14 protein-coding genes and 1 pseudogene are annotated in these 15,356 nt (G+C 74.4%); 10 read left to right on the top strand and 5 right to left on the bottom strand.

Translation table 11 applies throughout. The features are described 5' to 3' along the window. Positions 1–45 precede the first annotated feature (45 nt). The 4 genes from KUM03_RS31150 to KUM03_RS31135 all read left to right on the top strand — a co-directional run bounded on the left by KUM03_RS31150 (position 46) and on the right by KUM03_RS31135 (position 5,245). Complete coding sequence (locus KUM03_RS31150; protein WP_217253900.1) at positions 46–582, top strand: GNAT family N-acetyltransferase; 537 nt, start codon at positions 46–48, stop codon at positions 580–582. A 119-nt stretch (positions 583–701) separates the two neighbouring features. Further along, the gene (locus tag KUM03_RS31145) at positions 702–2,204 is read left to right on the top strand and encodes an ABC transporter substrate-binding protein (RefSeq protein WP_217253899.1); all 1,503 of its coding nucleotides are present in this window, start codon (positions 702–704) and stop codon (positions 2,202–2,204) included. Between the two features lie 3 nt (positions 2,205–2,207). Next, positions 2,208–4,010, top strand: coding sequence for an ABC transporter permease subunit (locus KUM03_RS31140; protein WP_308406453.1), 1,803 nt, complete (start codon positions 2,208–2,210; stop codon positions 4,008–4,010). Continuing rightward, positions 4,007–5,245: an MFS transporter gene (locus tag KUM03_RS31135; protein WP_217253898.1), complete on the top strand. Its 1,239-nt coding sequence runs from the start codon at positions 4,007–4,009 to the stop codon at positions 5,243–5,245. The genes KUM03_RS31140 and KUM03_RS31135 overlap by 4 nt, the downstream gene beginning before the upstream one ends. A gap of 26 nt (positions 5,246–5,271) precedes the next feature. Here the strand turns inward: KUM03_RS31135 and KUM03_RS31130 are convergent, their stop codons facing one another. Both KUM03_RS31130 and KUM03_RS31125 read right to left on the bottom strand, forming a co-directional pair. Then, positions 5,272–5,817 carry a hypothetical protein gene (locus tag KUM03_RS31130; RefSeq protein WP_308406452.1) on the bottom strand — a complete coding sequence of 182 codons (546 nt, stop codon included), beginning with the start codon at positions 5,815–5,817 and terminating at the stop codon, positions 5,272–5,274. Between the two features lie 57 nt (positions 5,818–5,874). After that, positions 5,875–6,672 carry a CDP-alcohol phosphatidyltransferase family protein gene (locus KUM03_RS31125; protein ID WP_217253897.1) on the bottom strand — a complete coding sequence of 266 codons (798 nt, stop codon included), beginning with the start codon at positions 6,670–6,672 and terminating at the stop codon, positions 5,875–5,877. 107 nt (positions 6,673–6,779) lie between these two features. Here KUM03_RS31125 and KUM03_RS31120 point away from each other — a divergent pair, with 107 nt between their 5' ends. The 5 genes from KUM03_RS31120 (at position 6,780) to KUM03_RS38685 (ending at position 11,658) form a co-directional block, all read left to right on the top strand. Beyond that, a complete protein-coding gene (locus KUM03_RS31120; RefSeq protein ID WP_217253896.1) occupies positions 6,780–7,766 on the top strand; it encodes a zinc-binding alcohol dehydrogenase in 987 nt (328 codons plus the stop codon). Between the two features lie 139 nt (positions 7,767–7,905). Continuing rightward, positions 7,906–8,304 (top strand): 6-carboxytetrahydropterin synthase, encoded by a 399-nt coding sequence (locus tag KUM03_RS31115; protein ID WP_217253895.1) that lies wholly within the window; start codon positions 7,906–7,908, stop codon positions 8,302–8,304. A gap of 5 nt (positions 8,305–8,309) precedes the next feature. Continuing rightward, a complete protein-coding gene (locus KUM03_RS31110) occupies positions 8,310–9,509 on the top strand; it encodes a glycosyltransferase family 4 protein (RefSeq protein ID WP_217253893.1) in 1,200 nt (399 codons plus the stop codon). Continuing rightward, the gene (locus tag KUM03_RS31105; protein WP_217253891.1) at positions 9,506–10,471 is read left to right on the top strand and encodes a class I SAM-dependent methyltransferase; all 966 of its coding nucleotides are present in this window, start codon (positions 9,506–9,508) and stop codon (positions 10,469–10,471) included. The genes KUM03_RS31110 and KUM03_RS31105 overlap by 4 nt, the downstream gene beginning before the upstream one ends. Then, the gene (locus KUM03_RS38685; protein WP_374225406.1) at positions 10,444–11,658 is read left to right on the top strand and encodes a YbhN family protein; all 1,215 of its coding nucleotides are present in this window, start codon (positions 10,444–10,446) and stop codon (positions 11,656–11,658) included. The genes KUM03_RS31105 and KUM03_RS38685 overlap by 28 nt, the downstream gene beginning before the upstream one ends. On the opposite strand, the pseudogene KUM03_RS31100 reads toward KUM03_RS38685, so the two are convergent. Continuing rightward, positions 11,544–12,266, bottom strand: a pseudogene (locus KUM03_RS31100) (creatininase family protein); the annotation flags it as partial. The gene KUM03_RS38685 and the pseudogene KUM03_RS31100 sit on opposite strands and share 115 nt — an antisense overlap. 85 nt (positions 12,267–12,351) lie before the next feature. On the opposite strand from KUM03_RS31100, the gene ribA reads away from it, so the two are divergent. Continuing rightward, on the top strand, positions 12,352–13,014 hold the full coding sequence (gene ribA, locus KUM03_RS31095) for a GTP cyclohydrolase II (protein WP_217253886.1): 663 nt from the start codon (positions 12,352–12,354) through the stop codon (positions 13,012–13,014). A 26-nt stretch (positions 13,015–13,040) separates the two neighbouring features. Here the strand turns inward: ribA and KUM03_RS31090 are convergent, their stop codons facing one another. Beyond that, positions 13,041–14,273, bottom strand: a complete 1,233-nt coding sequence (locus tag KUM03_RS31090) for a serine hydrolase (RefSeq protein WP_217253884.1) — start codon at positions 14,271–14,273, stop codon at positions 13,041–13,043. A 66-nt stretch (positions 14,274–14,339) separates the two neighbouring features. Continuing rightward, complete coding sequence (locus tag KUM03_RS31085; protein WP_217253882.1) at positions 14,340–15,224, bottom strand: NAD(P)-dependent oxidoreductase; 885 nt, start codon at positions 15,222–15,224, stop codon at positions 14,340–14,342. Positions 15,225–15,356: the final 132 nt, after the last annotated feature.

Below are 15,356 nucleotides of genomic sequence, written 5' to 3'. Positions count from 1 at the left end.
ACCCGGGCCGTGATCAGTGGGTCCCTTAATGCGTACCATGTGCAAGTGCGCGACAGTGACTACAGCATCAGGACAGCGACCCTCACCGACCTGGCCCCCGCCCGAGCCGTCATGCTCGACACGGTCTACCGCGACTTCGGCACCGGCTACGTCCCCCGCTGGCACGCCGACATCATCGACCCGGCCGGGGCCTACCTGACTCCCGCCCGGCACACCCTCCTCGTCGCCGTCGACGCGGAGGGCGAGGTCGTCGCCACCGCTGCCCTCGACTCCCGTGGTCCCGCGCACCCCCCGAACCCCGCGCACGTCGCCGAGCGCTACCCCTCCGGCGTGACCGCGCAGCTGCGGCGCGTGTACGTCCGGCCCGAGCACCGACGGCGCGGCCTCGCCCGGCGGCTCGTGGACGAGCTGCTCGCCTTCGCCGCCGCCGACGGCGGGTACCGGGCCGTGTACCTGCACACCGACCCCGCCGTCACCGGCGCCGAGCCGTTCTGGCGGTCGCTCGCCAAGGTCGTGCACGACGAGCGGGAGGACGCCGGAGGCGGGCAGGGCATCGTGCACTTCGACGTGCCCATGGGGTGAGTTCCCACGTTTTCATGGGCTGAGTTCGTTGTGAAAATCGTTCTCATGTAGTCTCCCGTTCGCTGCCCCTGCCCCTGCTCCGGCCTGCCCCACGCCCCACCCCGACCGATCCGAGGACCATGCGCTCCCACCGCCGCTCCCGGCTGCTCGCCCCCCTCATGCTCGCCCCGCTCATAGCCGGCTGCTTCGCCTCCGGAGGCGGTGACGACTCCGGGGACGGTGGCGGCGGGGACGGAGCCCGTCTCCGCGTCGCCCTCGCCTTCCCGCCCGCCGAGAACCTCTCCCCGTACGGCGCCGACGCCACCCTCCTCAGCCGCCTCGGTGTCACCGAAGGCCTCACCGCCCTCGACGCCAACGGCTCCGCCGCCCCCGCACTCGCCGAGTCCTGGCGCAGGGACGGCGAGAAGACCTGGGAGTTCACCCTCCGCGACGCCACCTTCCAGGACGGCAGCGAAGTCACCCCCGCCGCGGTCGCCGACTCCCTCACCCACGCCACCGACGCCGAGCCCGCGCCCGCCGCCCTCGCCGGTGTCACCCTCAGTGCCAAGGCCCGGGGAGAGCGGGTGGTCCGGATCACCACCGCCGAGCCCGACCCCGTACTGCCGCTGCGGCTCTCCAGCCCCAGCCTCGCCATCCTCTCCGCGAAGGCCTATGAGAAGAGCGGACGCGTAGACCCCGTCGGCCACGCCACCGGCCCCTTCGAGCTGACCGAGGTCAACGGCGCCACCTCCGCCTCCCTCGACCGGTTCGACGACTACTGGGGTGGCCGCGCCCAGGCCTCCGGCATCGACGCCCGTTTCATCGCCGACGGCACCGCCCGCGCCAACGCCCTGCGTACCGGGGAGCTCGACATCGCCGAGGCCGTTCCTGTTTCGCAGGCGGCGACGCTCGACGAGAAGACGCGGCGCGACACCGCCACCACCCGGACCACCAGCCTGCTCCTCAACGCCTCCTCCGGGCCGTTCAAGGACGCCGGGCAGCGGGCCGCCGCGCGTGCCGCCGTCGACACCTCCGTGTTCGCCAAGGACGTGTACGAGGGGTACGCCGATCCCGCCGCCGGGATCTACGGGCCCGCCGTGACCTGGGCCGAGGGGAAGCGGACCGCGCCCGTCGGGCGGGCGGAGGCGGCCGAGCTCAGCGGGGGCACCATCCATCTCGCCACCTACGACAACCGGCCCGAGCTGCCCGAGGTCGCCCAGGTGGTGAAGCAGCAGCTGGAGAAGGCCGGGTTCAAGGTCAAGCTCACCGTGCGGGAGTACTCGCGGCTGGAGCAGGACGCCCTCGACGGTAAGTTCGACGCCTTCGTGCTCGCCCGCAACACCCTCCTCGACACCGGTGACCCCGTCGCCGTCCTCGCCAGCGACTACACCTGCGACGGCGGGTTCAACATCGCCCAGCTCTGCGACAAGGGCGTCGACCGCGCCGTCGCCGACGCCGAGAAGATCGCCGACACCGCGAAGCGACAGGACGCCGCCATGGCCGCCGAGGCCCGCATCCTCGGCAGTGACGCCGTCGTGCCGCTCGTGCACCAGCGGATCATCACCGGCGTCGCCGACTCCGTACAGGGCGTGATCCTCGACCCGTACGAGCGCACTCTCGTCGGCACCGGCACCCGGCGCTGAGCCGTGCGGCAGCGGGTGGCCACCGTGGTGTGGCGGGTCGTGCTGGCGGCTGGACTGGTGTGCGGGGTCGGGCTGCTGCCGTGGCTGACGCGGACCGACCCCGCCCACACCGTGCTCAAGGCGCGGTCCGCCGAGCGCGAGCCCACGCCCGAGGTGCTCGCCGACATCCGCGAGCAGCTCGGGCTCGACGGCGGGCCGCTGCACGTGCTCGGGCGGTGGCTCGGCGGGCTGCTGCGCGGGGACGCCGGGCAGTCGTGGATCTCCGGGAGCGACGTCCTTCCCGACGTGCTGCAAGCGCTCGGCGCATCGCTGCTGCTCATGTCCGTTGCGCTCCTCGTCGCCGCCCTCACCGCCGGGCTCGTCTGCGCCCGCACACTGCGGCTGGGCGCCCGGCGGCGGCTCGGCGGGCGGCGTCGCGGGGGGAGCGGCTCCGCCGTGATCGCCTCGCTGCCCGAGTTCCTCGTCGCCTCCGTGCTCGCCACCGTCGTCGGGGTGCAGTTGGGGTGGCTGCCCGCGCTGGGGTGGTACGGGCCCCAGTGGACCGTGCTGCCCGCGCTCGCGCTCGGGCTGCCCGCCGGGGCGGTGATCGGGCGGCTGCTGGACGATCTGCTGCCGGGTGCCTTCGGTGAGCCGTGGGCGCTGGCCGCCGCCGCCCGCGGGCTGACGGGCCGGCGCATCGCGCGGCAGGCGCTGCGGCGGTGCGTGCCCGCGCTGCTGCCCAACCTCGGGTTGTTCGTCGTGGGGCTCACGGGTGGCGCCGTCGCCGTCGAGCAGGTCTTCGACATCCCGGGGCTCGGGCGCACCACCCTTCAGGCCGCCCTCGCCCAGGACCTGCCCGTTCTCCAGGCCGGCACCCTCGCCCTCGTCCTCCTCGCCGCGCTCGCCACCGGCGCCACCCGCCTCGCCGCCCGCCTCCTCACCGGGCCCGCCCTGCGCGACGGCGCCCTGTCCTCCCTGCACCGGCCCGCCCCGCCCGCCGGAGGCGTGCTCCCCCTCGTCTACGGTGCCGTCCTGCTCGCCGTCGTGGGGGCGGGGCTGACGCGTGACCCGCTCGCCCTCGACACGGGAGCGCGGCTGCTGGCGCCCTCCCTCGACCATCCCTTCGGCACCGACTCCCTCGGGCGCGACCTGCTCGCCCGCGTCGGGCACGGCGCGCTCGACACCCTGCTGCTCGCCTCCGCCATCACGGCCGCCGCCCTCGTCGCGGGCGTACTCCTCGGGCTCGTGCCCCGCGTGTCGGGGCCGCTCGTCGACACCGTCAACGCCGTGCCGCCCGTACTCGTCGCCCTCCTCGTCACCGCCGTCGCGGGCAGCGGCGCGGCCACGCCCGCCCTCGCCGTGGGCGCCGTCGCCTGGGCGCCGCTCGCCGCGCACACCGCCGCGCTGCTGCGTCAGGAACGCGCCACGCTGCACATCACCGCCACCCGGGGGCTGGGCGCGGGACGGTGGTATCTGCTGCGCCGCGAACTGCTGCCGGCTGTGCTGCCGCCCGTCCTGCGGCACGCGTTGCTGCGGTTGCCCGCCGTCGCCCTCTCCCTCGCCTCGCTCGGGTTCCTGGGGCTGGGCGCCCAGCCGCCGTCGCCCGAGTGGGGACTGCTCCTCGCCGAGAACCAGCCCTACGCCGAACGCGCCCCCTGGGCCGTCCTCGCCCCCGCCGCCGTACTCGCCCTGCTCGGCGCCCTCGCCGTCACCGCGGCGGGCGGACTGCGCCGGCCCCGGCGGCGACGTGCGGGCGCCGGTCCGGTCGCCGCCGGACAGTCGGCGGTCGACAAGGAAACGGACAAGGAACTGGTCGGCGCGCCATGACCTCGCTGTTCACCGGCCGCCGGAAAGCAGACACCGCCGGCCCCGCGGCCGCGCCGCTCTCGCCGCTGCTGCGGCTCCTCGTCCTCACCCAGCTCGCCTTCAACATCGGCTTCTTCGCCGTGCTGCCCTTCCTCTCCGAGCATCTGGGGCAGGGCATCGGCATGGCGGGGTGGCTGGTCGGGTTCGTGCTCGGGCTGCGGACCTTCAGCCAGCAGGGGCTGTTCGTGGTCGGCGGGGCGCTCGCCGACCGGTACGGCGTCCGGCCCGTCGTGCTCGCCGGGTGCGTGCTGCGGATCGCCGGGTTCGTCTGGCTCGGGTTCGCCGAGCGGACCTGGGCCGTCGTGGCCGCCGTGCTGCTCATCGGGTTCGCCGCCGCGCTCTTCTCCCCGGCCGTCGAGTCCGAGGTGGCCCGGCAGGCCGTGGTGTGGGAGGAGGCGGGAGGCGGGGAACGGACCCGGGTGCTGGCGCTGTTCACCGTCGCCGGGCAGGCGGGGGCCTTCGTCGGGCCGCTGCTCGGTGCGCTGCTGCTGGCCGTCGACTTCCGTACCGCGTGCCTCGCCGGGGCCGGTGTCTTCGTGCTGGTCCTCGCCGGGCACGCCTGGCTGCTGCCGCAGCACATTCCGGGGCGGGCGCGGGTCCGGGTCAAGGGCGGAGCGCGGCTGCTGCTGCGCAACCGGCGCTTCCTCGCGCTGTGCTGCGCGTACGGCGCCTATCTGCTCGCCTACAACCAGCTCTACCTCGCCCTGCCCGCCGAGGTGGAGCGGGCCACCGGTTCGCAGGCGCCGCTGGCCTGGCTGTTCGCGCTGTCCTCGCTGCTGGTGGTGGCGGCGCAGTTGCCGGTGACGCGGTGGGCGGGGGAGCGGCTGGCGCCGCGCCGGTCGATGGTGGCGGGGCTGGTGCTGGTCGCGGCCGGGTTCGGTGTGGTGGCGGTCGCGCGGCCGGCCGGGTGGACGGGGACGGGTGGGCTGGTGCCAGCCGCCGGGTTCGTCGTCCTGCTCACCCTGGGGCAGATGCTGGTCGCGCCCGTCGCCCGGGCCTGGGTGCCGGACCTGGCCGAGGAGGGACGGCTCGGGCTGTACATGGGGGCCTTGTCCTCGGTGTCCGGGCTCATCGTGCTGGCGGGCAGTTCCGCGACCGGCCTGCTGCTGGACACCGGGCTGCCGGCCGCCGTGCCGTGGCTGGTGCTGGCCGCCGTACCGCTGGCGGCGGCGGGGTTGCTGCCCCGGCGGCACTGAGACCTTGCGGGTGCCCGCCGGTACGCTCATTTCCTCGCGCCACGATCAGCGGTGGATGCCGCCCCCGTGATCGTCCAGACCGCCATCCCCCACAAGGCAAGCGCGGAGACGAGGCACACCACCAGGCGGACGGTCCGGTCCGGGCCGTCCGCGAGCCACACGACCACGCCCGCCACTCCGGCCGCGCTCAACAGGGCCGCCGGTACGCGCAGCCGAGGCTGTTCGAACACCGCCGCGAGCGGGAGGAAGTGCAGCCCCACGACGATCGCGATCAGCGGGGGAATGAGTACGGGGGTCCCGGCGCGAGCGCACACCTGGGCGATGATCAGGATCAACAGCCACTGGAGAACGTTGATCTGGAGGAAACGTCGACGCCGGTCGGCGGGGAACGGACCGCCCGCCGACGCGGGAAGAACGCGGCGCGCGGTGAGCATCAGCCCCACCGCGACGGCACAGCCGGCCACGACCGCGGCCGGCCGCACCGAGCCGCCGAACGCACTCGACGCCAGCAGCCACCAGCCCAGCCCGAACAACGCGAGGAACCCCACCCCTGACTTGAACACGACCGACACCCTAGGCGGAACAGCACCCTGCCGACGGCGAACGAGGCGAACGTTCTCCGACCCGGCTCACCGTGCGACGGGCTCCCGCACCGCCGCCCGCGCCAGTGCCCGCGGCACCCGCGACGTCCGCCACAGCCACAGCACGTCCCGGCCGAAGGACCACACCAGCAGCCCCAGCGCCAGCGTCACCACCCCGGTGTTGGCCGGGCGCGGCAGCAGGTCCGCGCCCGCCACCAGCAGCAGCACGCCCTGCAGCGCGGCCACCGTCTTGCGGGCCGTGCTCGGTGGCAGCGGGGCGGTCAGCCACGGCCACACGCGGGCCGCGGCGACGAACACGTAGCGCATCCCGCCGATCAGCAGCACCCACGGGCCCAGGTCCGTCGCGACGTACACGCTGAGGACCAGGATCAGGAACGCGTCGACCTCCATGTCGAAGCGGGCCCCCAGCGGGGAGCAGGTGCCGGTGCGGCGGGCGACCTTGCCGTCCACGCCGTCCAGGAGCAGGGCGACGGCCGTCAGGCCGACGAGGAGGGAGACGGGCGGTGCGCCGCTGAAGGAGTCCGCGACCAGTGCCGTCACCCCGCCGACCAGGGCGGTCCGGCCGAGGGTGACCCGGTTGGCCGGGCCGAACGACGGCAGCCGGGAGCGGTGCAGGGCCCGGGAGAGGACCGCCCAGGACGCGAGTGCGAAGGCCAGGCCGGTCAGCCAGCCCGCGGTGCCCATGCCGATCGCGGTGCCGAGCAGCGCGAGCAGGAGGATCTGCGCGGCCGCCCCCACCGCGGTCTCCTGCTGAACGGGCCTCGCGTCGTAAGTTCCGTAAGCGTCGTACGTGTTGTTCAGGTTGTTCAGGTTGTTCAGGGCCACCGAACATCCTCCGGCCGAGTGACAGAGTCGATCGACGCCGCTACTGTGCGCGGCTCGTGCATCCCTCGGTACGTGGGGGGCTTCGCGATCGTTCAGGAGGACATCCGATGACAGGCACCGCACGTGCGTTCTGGCTCGACTCGCCCGGCCGGGGCGTGATCCGCGAGGTGCGGCTGCCCGAGCCGGGGGCGGACGAGGTGCTGGTGCGTACGCTCTTCAGCGGGGTCAGCCGGGGCACGGAGACGCTCGTCTTCCGCGGCCGGGTGCCCGAGAGCCAGTACGCCGCCATGCGCGCGCCGTTCCAGGAGGGCGACTTCCCGGGGCCCGTGAAGTACGGCTACCTCAATGTGGGGGTGGTGGAGGCGGGACCGGGGGACCTCGTCGGGCGGACCGTCTTCTGCCTGTACCCGCACCAGACGCGGTACGTCGTCCCGGCCGCCGCCGTCACCCCGGTGCCCCCGGCCGTCCCCGCCGGGCGGGCCGTGCTCGCCGGCACCGTCGAGACCGCCGTGAACGCGCTGTGGGACGCGGCGCCCCTGGTCGGGGACCGGATCGCCGTGGTCGGCGGCGGCATGGTCGGCTGCTCGGTGGCCGCGCTGCTGGCCCGTTTCCCGGGCGTCCGCGTCCAGTTGGTCGACGCCGACCCGGAGCGTGCCAAGGTCGCGGACGCGCTCGGTGTCGGCTTCGCGCCCCCCGCCGACGCCCTCGGCGGCCTCGACCTCGTCGTGCACGCCAGCGCGACCGAGGCGGGACTCGCCCGGTCGCTGGAACTGCTGCGGCCCGAGGGGACCGTCGTCGAACTCAGCTGGTACGGAGACCGGCGCGTCGCCCTCCCGCTCGGCGAGGCCTTCCACTCCCGCCGCCTGACCCTGCGTAGCAGCCAGGTCGGCACCGTCTCCCCGGCGCGCGCGGCCACCCGCACCTACGCCGACCGGCTCGCCCTCGCCCTCGACCTGCTCGCCGACCCGGCGCTGGACGCGCTCGTCACCGGCGAGTCCGCGTTCGCCGAACTGCCCGACGTCATGCCGGGGTTGGCCTCCGGTGAGATCCCCGCCCTGTGCCACCGGGTCAGGTACGCCGGGGACGACCACTGAGGCGGCGCCAAGTCATCGGCGCCTGACCTTGAGAAAGAGGTGCGGCCGCTGAACACGGGAAGGCACCCGGCCGTAAAGGACGGTACCCCGCGCAGCGACAGGCGGGGGACCAGACGTGCCACACCTGGAGGGTCGTCCGTTGTTCAGCATCACCGTCCGCGATCACATCATGATCGCCCACAGCTTCCGCGGCGAGGTCTTCGGGCCGGCGCAGCGCCTGCACGGAGCGACGTTCCTGGTGGACGCCACCTTCCGGCGCGAGCAGCTGGACGACGACAACATCGTCGTCGACATCGGACTGGCCACCCGGGAACTGGCCGCCGTCGTCAGCGAGCTGAACTACCGCAACCTCGACAACGAACCGGACTTCGCCGGCGTCAACACCTCGACCGAGTTCCTGGCGAAGGTCGTCGCCGACCGGCTCGCCGAGCGCGTGCGCAAGGGCGCGCTCGGCGAGGGGGCCAGGGGCCTGGCCGGGCTCACCGTGACCCTGCACGAGTCGCACGTCGCCTGGGCGAGTTACGAGCGTGCGCTGTGACCGACATGTCCACCGAACCGGCGGTTCCCCCGACGGCGGGGCGCGCTCGTCTCGCCTACGTGCCCGCACAGACGACGGCCGCCCCGAGGAACGGCGGGATCGTCCCCATGTCCCTGCGCTCCGTGCACTTCGTCATGCCCGGCGGGGTCGACGACCCGGCCGCGCCCAGCGGTGGCAACGCCTACGACCGGCGCGTGCGGCTGGACCTGCCCAGCTTCGGCTGGCGGGTGCGCGGGCTGCCCGTCGACGGGGCCTGGCCCCGGCCGGACGACGCCGCACGCGCCGGACTCGCGCGCGCTCTGCGCCGGTTGCCGGACGGAGCCGTCGTACTGCTCGACGGTCTGGTCGCCTGCGGCGTACCGGAGATCGTCGTCCCGGAGGCGGAGCGGCTGCGCCTGGCCGTCCTCGTCCACCTCCCGCTCGGCGACGAGACCGGCCTGGACGCCGCCGTCGCTGCCGACCTGGACGCCCGCGAGCGCGCGGTGCTGCGTGCCGTCCCCGCGGTCGTCGCCACCAGCGACTGGGCGGTGCGCCGACTCGTCTCCCACCACGGGCTCGACCCGGCCCGCGTCCACGTCGCCGCGCCCGGCGCCGACATCGCGCCCCTCGCGCCCGGCACCGACGGCCTCTCCCGGCTGGTGTGCGTCGCCGCCGTCACCCCGCGCAAGGGCCAGCACCGGCTGGTGGAGGCGCTCGCGACCGTCGCCGACCTGCCGTGGAGCTGCGTGTGCGTCGGCGGGCTCGGGCACGACCCGGAGTACGTCGACCGACTGCGGGAGCGGATCGCGGGGCACGGCCTGGCGGAGCGGCTGGTGCTCGCCGGGCCGCGCTCCGGCGCGGAACTGGACGCCACCTACGCAACCGCCGACCTCCTGGTCCTCACCTCCTACGCCGAGACGTACGGCATGGCGGTGACGGAGGCCCTCGCGCGCGGCATCCCCGTACTGGCCACCGATGTCGGCGGCCTGCCGGAGGCGGTGGGGCGCGCGCCCGACGGCGGGGTGCCCGGCATCCTCGTACCGCCGGAGGAGCCGGCCGCGCTCGCCGCCGAACTGCGCGGCTGGTTCGGCGAGGCCGACGTGCGGCGCCGGCTCAAGGCCGCGGCACGAGGCCGCCGCGCGGCCCTGAACGGCTGGGCGGCCACGGCCCGGAGCCTGGCCGCGGTACTGCACCGGCTGACGGACGAACCCCGGAGGGCGGCATGAGGAAGACGACGGCACCGGCCGCGGGAGCCATTCCGGCCCAGCCCGGCCCGCCGGGCGCCGCCGAGCTAGCCACCCTCCGCCTCCGCGACTCCGCCCCTGCCGCCCCTGCCGCCCCCGGGCACCCCGACGACCCGCCGCGCTACGCACCCGAGTGGCTGCGGCTCCGTGAGCCCGCCGACGGCGCCGCTCGGGCGCACGACCTGCTCGATCCGCTCCGCATCCGCCTCGCCAACCTGCCGAGCCGGGCGGACGGGCTGGTCGTGCACGACGTGGGCTGCGGCACCGGCTCGATGGGGCGCTGGCTCGCCCCGCTGCTCGACGGCGCCCAGCACTGGGTGCTGCACGACCGCGACCCCTACCTCCTGCACTTCGCCGCCGTAGGCGCACCGCGTTCGGCGGCGGACGGAAGCCGCGTCACCGTCGAGACCCGGCGCGGCGACCTCGCCCGGCTCACGCCGGACGCACTGGCCGGCGCCGGGCTGGTCACGGCCTCCGCGCTGCTGGACGTGCTCACCGCCGAGGAGGTGGGCACCCTCGCCGCCTCCTGTGCCGCGGCGGGCTGCCCGGCTCTGCTGACGCTCTCCGTCGCCGGGCGGGTCGAACTCACCCCCGCCCACCCCCTGGACGCCGAGATCACCGAGGCGTTCAACGACCACCAGCGGCGCACCGGCATGCTCGGTCCGGACGCGGTGACCTGCGCCGCGGAGGCCTTCGCCGCGCGCGGCGCCACCGTACGGACGCACTCCAGTGACTGGCGGCTGGGGGCGGCTGATGCAGCGCTCGCCGAGCAGTGGCTGCGCGGCTGGGTCGGCGCGGCCGTGGAGCAGCGGCCTGAGCTGGGCGAGCCGGCCCGCCGGTACCTGGAGGAGCGTCTCGCCGCCTGTGCCGCGGGGGAGTTGCGCGTCGTCGTCCACCACACCGACCTGCTGGCGCTGTGCCGGCCGACGGGCGGTACGGCGTGAGCGCGCCGGCGTTGGCGACGCGCCGGAATCCCTCGACCACCACCGCCATCACCACCACCCGCGGCGACGGAGCCCCACCCCGCCGCCGGGCCGCCCTGCGCACCCGTCTGGGGACTCTCGCCGGCCTCGCCATCCTCGGCGTGCTCCTGTGGCGGACGGGGACCGGCCCCGTCCTGGGCGGGCTGCGCCGGATCGACGGGCCCACGCTGCTGGCGGCGCTCGGCATCGGGCTCGTCACCACCGTGTTCAGCGCATGGCGCTGGGCCCTGGTGGCCCGGGGGCTGCGCATCCGGCTGCCGCTCGGACCGGCCGTCGCCGACTACTACCGCGCACTGTTCCTCAACGCCGCCCTCCCCGGCGGTGTCCTCGGCGACGTGCACCGCGCGGTGCGGCACGGGCGCAGCGCCGGTGACCTGGGGCGCGGGGTGCGGTCCGTCGTCCTCGAACGCGCCGCCGGACAGGTGGCGTTGGTCCTCGTCGCGGTGGTCGTGCTGCTCACCATGCCGTCCCCGGTGCTGACCGGGGCCCGGCAGGTCGCGCCGTTCGTGGGGATGGCGCTGGCCGGGGCGCTCGCCGTCGTCCTCGCCCTGCGCATGAACCGGGCGCCGTCCCGCAGGAGGCGGGCGCTGCGGGCGATGCTCGCCGAGGCGCGCGAAGCGCTGCTGTCCAGGCGGAACCTGCCGTGGGTCGCGGTGTCGTCGGCCGTCGTCCTGGCCGGGTACCTCGCGATGTTCGTCCTCGCCGCCCGCGTGGCCGGCAGCGGCGCCCCCGTCGCCGTACTGACACCGCTGGCCGTGCTCGCGCTGCTCGCCATGACGCTGCCGCTGAACGTCGGCGGCTGGGGCCCACGGGAGGGCGTCACCGCCTGGGCGTTCGGCGCGGCCGGGCTCGGTGCCGGCACCGGACTGGGCGTGGCCGCGGTGTACGGGGTGCTCAGCCTCGTGGCGAGCCTGCCCGGCGCCGTCGTGCTCGTCGTGCGCCGGTACGGGGGGACGCACGCGGGGTCGGCGGCGGGCGAGGGCGACCCCGGCGGGCACTACCCGCGTTCGCCCCCCTGCCGGGGCACGTCCGCCGCCGTCAGGACCGAGAAATACGCCCCGAAGGAATCCGCGAGGCTCGCCAGCAGTTCCTTCCCCTTTTCCGCCGAACCGAGCGACGGGCGCCCGATGACACCGGAATCCGTATAGGCGGACATACCGAGGGAGAGCAGATGACGCCGGTCGTCCGCGACGAAATCGGCCGCCTCGTAACCGGGCCGGACCAATTCGGGATGCGTGTGCAGAAGAACGGAGGTCTCGATTTCCCCCGCGTGCATGTCGGTGAGCAGCGAGGTGGCCACCCCCGCCCGCTCCCGGGCCGTCTCCCAGTCCTCCGCGGCCGGGAACAGCGCCATCCGCTCGCCGCGCGCGGAGGCCTCCTGGACGACGTTGCCCAGGACGTAGTTGCCGCCGTGGCCGTTCACCACGACCAGGGCGTCGACACCCGAGCGGCGCAGGGAGTCCGCTATGTCCCGCACCACCGCGTGCAGGGTCACCGCGGAGACGCTGACGGTCCCCGGCCAGTCCGCGTGCTCGTGCGAGCAGCCGATCGTCACCGGCGGCAGCGGGTGCACCGGGTACGCGGCGGCGATGCGGCGGGTGATGCCGCAGGCGACGAGCGTGTCGGTCGCCAGCGGCAGGTACGGCCCGTGCTGCTCGTAACTGCCCACCGGCAGCACCGCGACCTGGCGCGGCGCTCCGGCGCCCCGCCCGCGCACGTCCTCGGTCGTGTCCGCCGGCACCAGTGAGACATCCATTCCGCTCGGCCTTTCGTCTCGGTCGGTCGATTCGGTCGAAAGAACTGTCGAGCCATTAGAGCATCTGTTGAGGAACGCGAGAATCATGACCAAAAAAATTGGTGTACTCGGCAAAAAGGCGGCGCAGCGCACGGACGTGGAGCGCGTCGTGGTGACACCGTTGCCCACCGTGTACGGGGAATTCCGGGCGTACGGCTATTTCGACCACGAGCGCGGTGACGAGCAAGTCGCCCTCGTCCACGGCGATCCGGGCACCGACGGCGTGCTCACCCGCCTGCACTCCGAGTGCCTGACGGGCGACGCCTTCGGCTCCCAGCACTGCGAGTGCGGGGCCCAACTTGCCGCCGCGCTGCAAGAAGTGGCCGCCGCCGGAAGCGGTGTCGTCGTCTATCTGCGCGGGCACGAGGGGCGCGGCATCGGGCTGCTCGCGAAGCTGCGTGCGATGGCGTTGCAGGCGGAGGGCCTGGACACCGTGGAGGCGAACCTCGCCCTCGGGCTGCCGGTGGACGCCCGCGACTACGGCGTGGCCGCCCGCATCCTGGCCGACCTGGGGGTGCGTTCGGTGCGCCTGATGTCCAACAACCCGCGCAAGCGGGAGGCGTTGGTGCGGCACGGCATCGAGGTCACCGAGCAGGTGCCGCTGCTGATACCGCCGTGCGAGAGCAACATCACCTACCTGCGCACCAAGCGGGAACGCCTCGACCACCACCTGCCCCACCTCGACGCGGTGGCGCACCTGTCTTCCTGAAACAACTTCCTGAATCAAGAGGAGCGTCAGTCCGTCAGGGCGGCGGCCACCAGCCGCTTGAGGTCCGGGTAGACCGAGTGCGAGGACTTCGGCCGCACCTGGGTCAGGAACTGCACCGTCAGGTCGTGTTCCGGGTCGACCCAGAAGGTCGTCGTCGCCACCCCGCTCCAGCCGTACGTGCCGAGTCCGGACGGAGCCTGGGTGCGGTCCGGGTCGATCACCACGGAGACCCCGAGGCCGAAGCCGACACCGTCGTTGCCGGGCCGGTCGTGCGCCGGGCGGCTGCCGAGGGCGCGCAGGTCGGCGTCGCCGGGCAGGTGGTTGCGGGTCATCAGGTCCACCGTCGCGGGGGCGAGCAGGCGGACACCGTCGAGTTCGCCTCGGCGCCGCAGCAGTTCCGCGAAGCGGTGCACGTCGTGCGCCGAGGAGACCAGGCCGCCGCTGCCCGACAGGAACCGCGGCCGGCCGCCCCGCAACGGCAGTCCGGGGACCGGCTCGATGCCGCCGTCGTCCGTCTCGCCGTACAACTCGGCCAGCCGGTCCGCCTGCTCGTCGGTCACGTGGAACCCGGTGTCCGTCATGCCGAGCGGGCCGAGGATCCGCTCGGCGCAGAACGCGTCGAGGGGCTGCCCGGACACCACCTCCACGAGCCGCCCGAGCACATTGCTGGCCACCGAGTAGTTCCACTGCGTGCCCGGCTCGAACTGGAGCGGCAGAGAGGCGTACAGGTCGACGGTCTCGGCCAGGCCGGCGCCCGGCCGCACCGACGACTCCAGGCCGGCCGCCCGGTACAGCGCGTCGACCGGGTGGGCGTGGTAGAAGCCGAAGGTCAGTCCGGCGGTGTGGGTCATCAGGTGTCGGACGAGGACCGGTCCGGCGGCCGGCCGGGTGACGGCGTCGTCCGCGGGGCCCTCCACGTACACCCGGGGCTCGGCGAACGCCGGGAGGTACCGGTCCACCGGGTCGTCGAGCGACAGCCGTCCCTCCTCGACCAGCATCAGCACGGCCACCGCCGTGACCGGCTTGGTCATGGAGTAGATCCGCCACAGCGTGTCGGCCGTCACGGGCAGTCCGGCGGCGACGTCCCGCAGGCCGTGGGCGGTCAGGTGGGCGACGCGCCCGCCCCGGGCGACGGCCACCAGGAACCCGGGCAGCCGCCCCTCGTCGACCTGCCCGGCGAAGTGCCGGTCGAGCCGGTCCAGCGCCTTCGCGTCCAGTCCGGCCGCGTCCGCGTCGATCTCCTGCCGCAGCGGTGCCATGCCCATCGCCTCCGTGGTCGTTCGCCGAGGTGGGTCCGGCATACCCCGCTGTGGCGCCTTCAGACGTCAGGACCCGCCGCGCGCGCCGGTGCGTGCCTCGATCGCGCGCAGCACCGCCACCATGTCCTCGGCGCCGTGCCCGAGGGCCACCGTCTCCTCGAACAGGACGTGGGCGGCGTCGAGGAGGGGTGAGGCCAGGCCCGCCCCGCGGGCGGCCTCGGCGATCAGCCGGTTGTTCTTCAGGACGTCCAGGGCCGCGGCCTGCACGCTGAAGTCGCCCGCCAGCAGTTTCGGCGCCTTCATGCGGGAGACGGCGCTGGCCATGGGTCCGGCTTCGAGCACGTCGAGGAAGCGGCCGCGGTCCAGGCCCTGGCGTTCGGCGAAGTGGAAGGCCTCGACGAGGCCGGTCACCTGGGTGATCAGGAACAGGTTCACGGACAGTTTGGTCAGCAGGGCGTCCGGCACCGGGCCGCACACGAACGACTCGTGGCACAGCGGGGCGAGGAGCGGAGCCACGTCGGCCACCGCGCTCTCCTCGCCGGCCAGCATCGCCACCAGCCGGCCGTTCTGAGCCGGTACGCGGGAGCCGGAGACGGGCGCCTCGACGTAGCGTCCGCCCGCCGCGCGGACGTCGGCCTCCAGGCGGCGTGAGTACTGCGGTGACGTGGTGCCCATGTGGACGACCGTGCGCCCGGTGACGCGGGACGCGAACCCCGGCGTTCCGCGTACCAGGACCGCGTCCGTCGCCGCTTCGTCGGCGAGCATGAGGAACACCGTGCCGGTCCGCTCGAAGACCTCGGCGGGACCGGTCGCCACCTCGGCGCCGGCCGTGCGCAGGGGCTCGGCCCGTGCCGCCGTGCGGTTGAACACCACGAGCGGTGTCCCGGCCTCCGCCAGGCGCAGCGCCATCGGCTGACCCATGACGCCGAGACCGATGAAACCGACCCGCATGACGCACCACCCGTCCGTCCGCCACGGGCACGCCGCTCGGTGCGCCCTCGGGCTATGACACTCGTCATAGTAGCTCTGTTCATGACGGCCGTCATAGAGTGGTCGCGCGCCGCCGCGGGCGCGGTGGACGGC

The sequence above is a fragment of the Streptomyces sp. AC602_WCS936 genome (assembly GCF_019049125.1).
In the GTDB taxonomy this organism is placed as follows: Bacteria; Actinomycetota; Actinomycetes; order Streptomycetales; family Streptomycetaceae; genus Streptomyces.
Note: the sequence above shows the minus strand (reverse complement) of the source record. Positions and strands in the feature narration are given on the sequence as shown.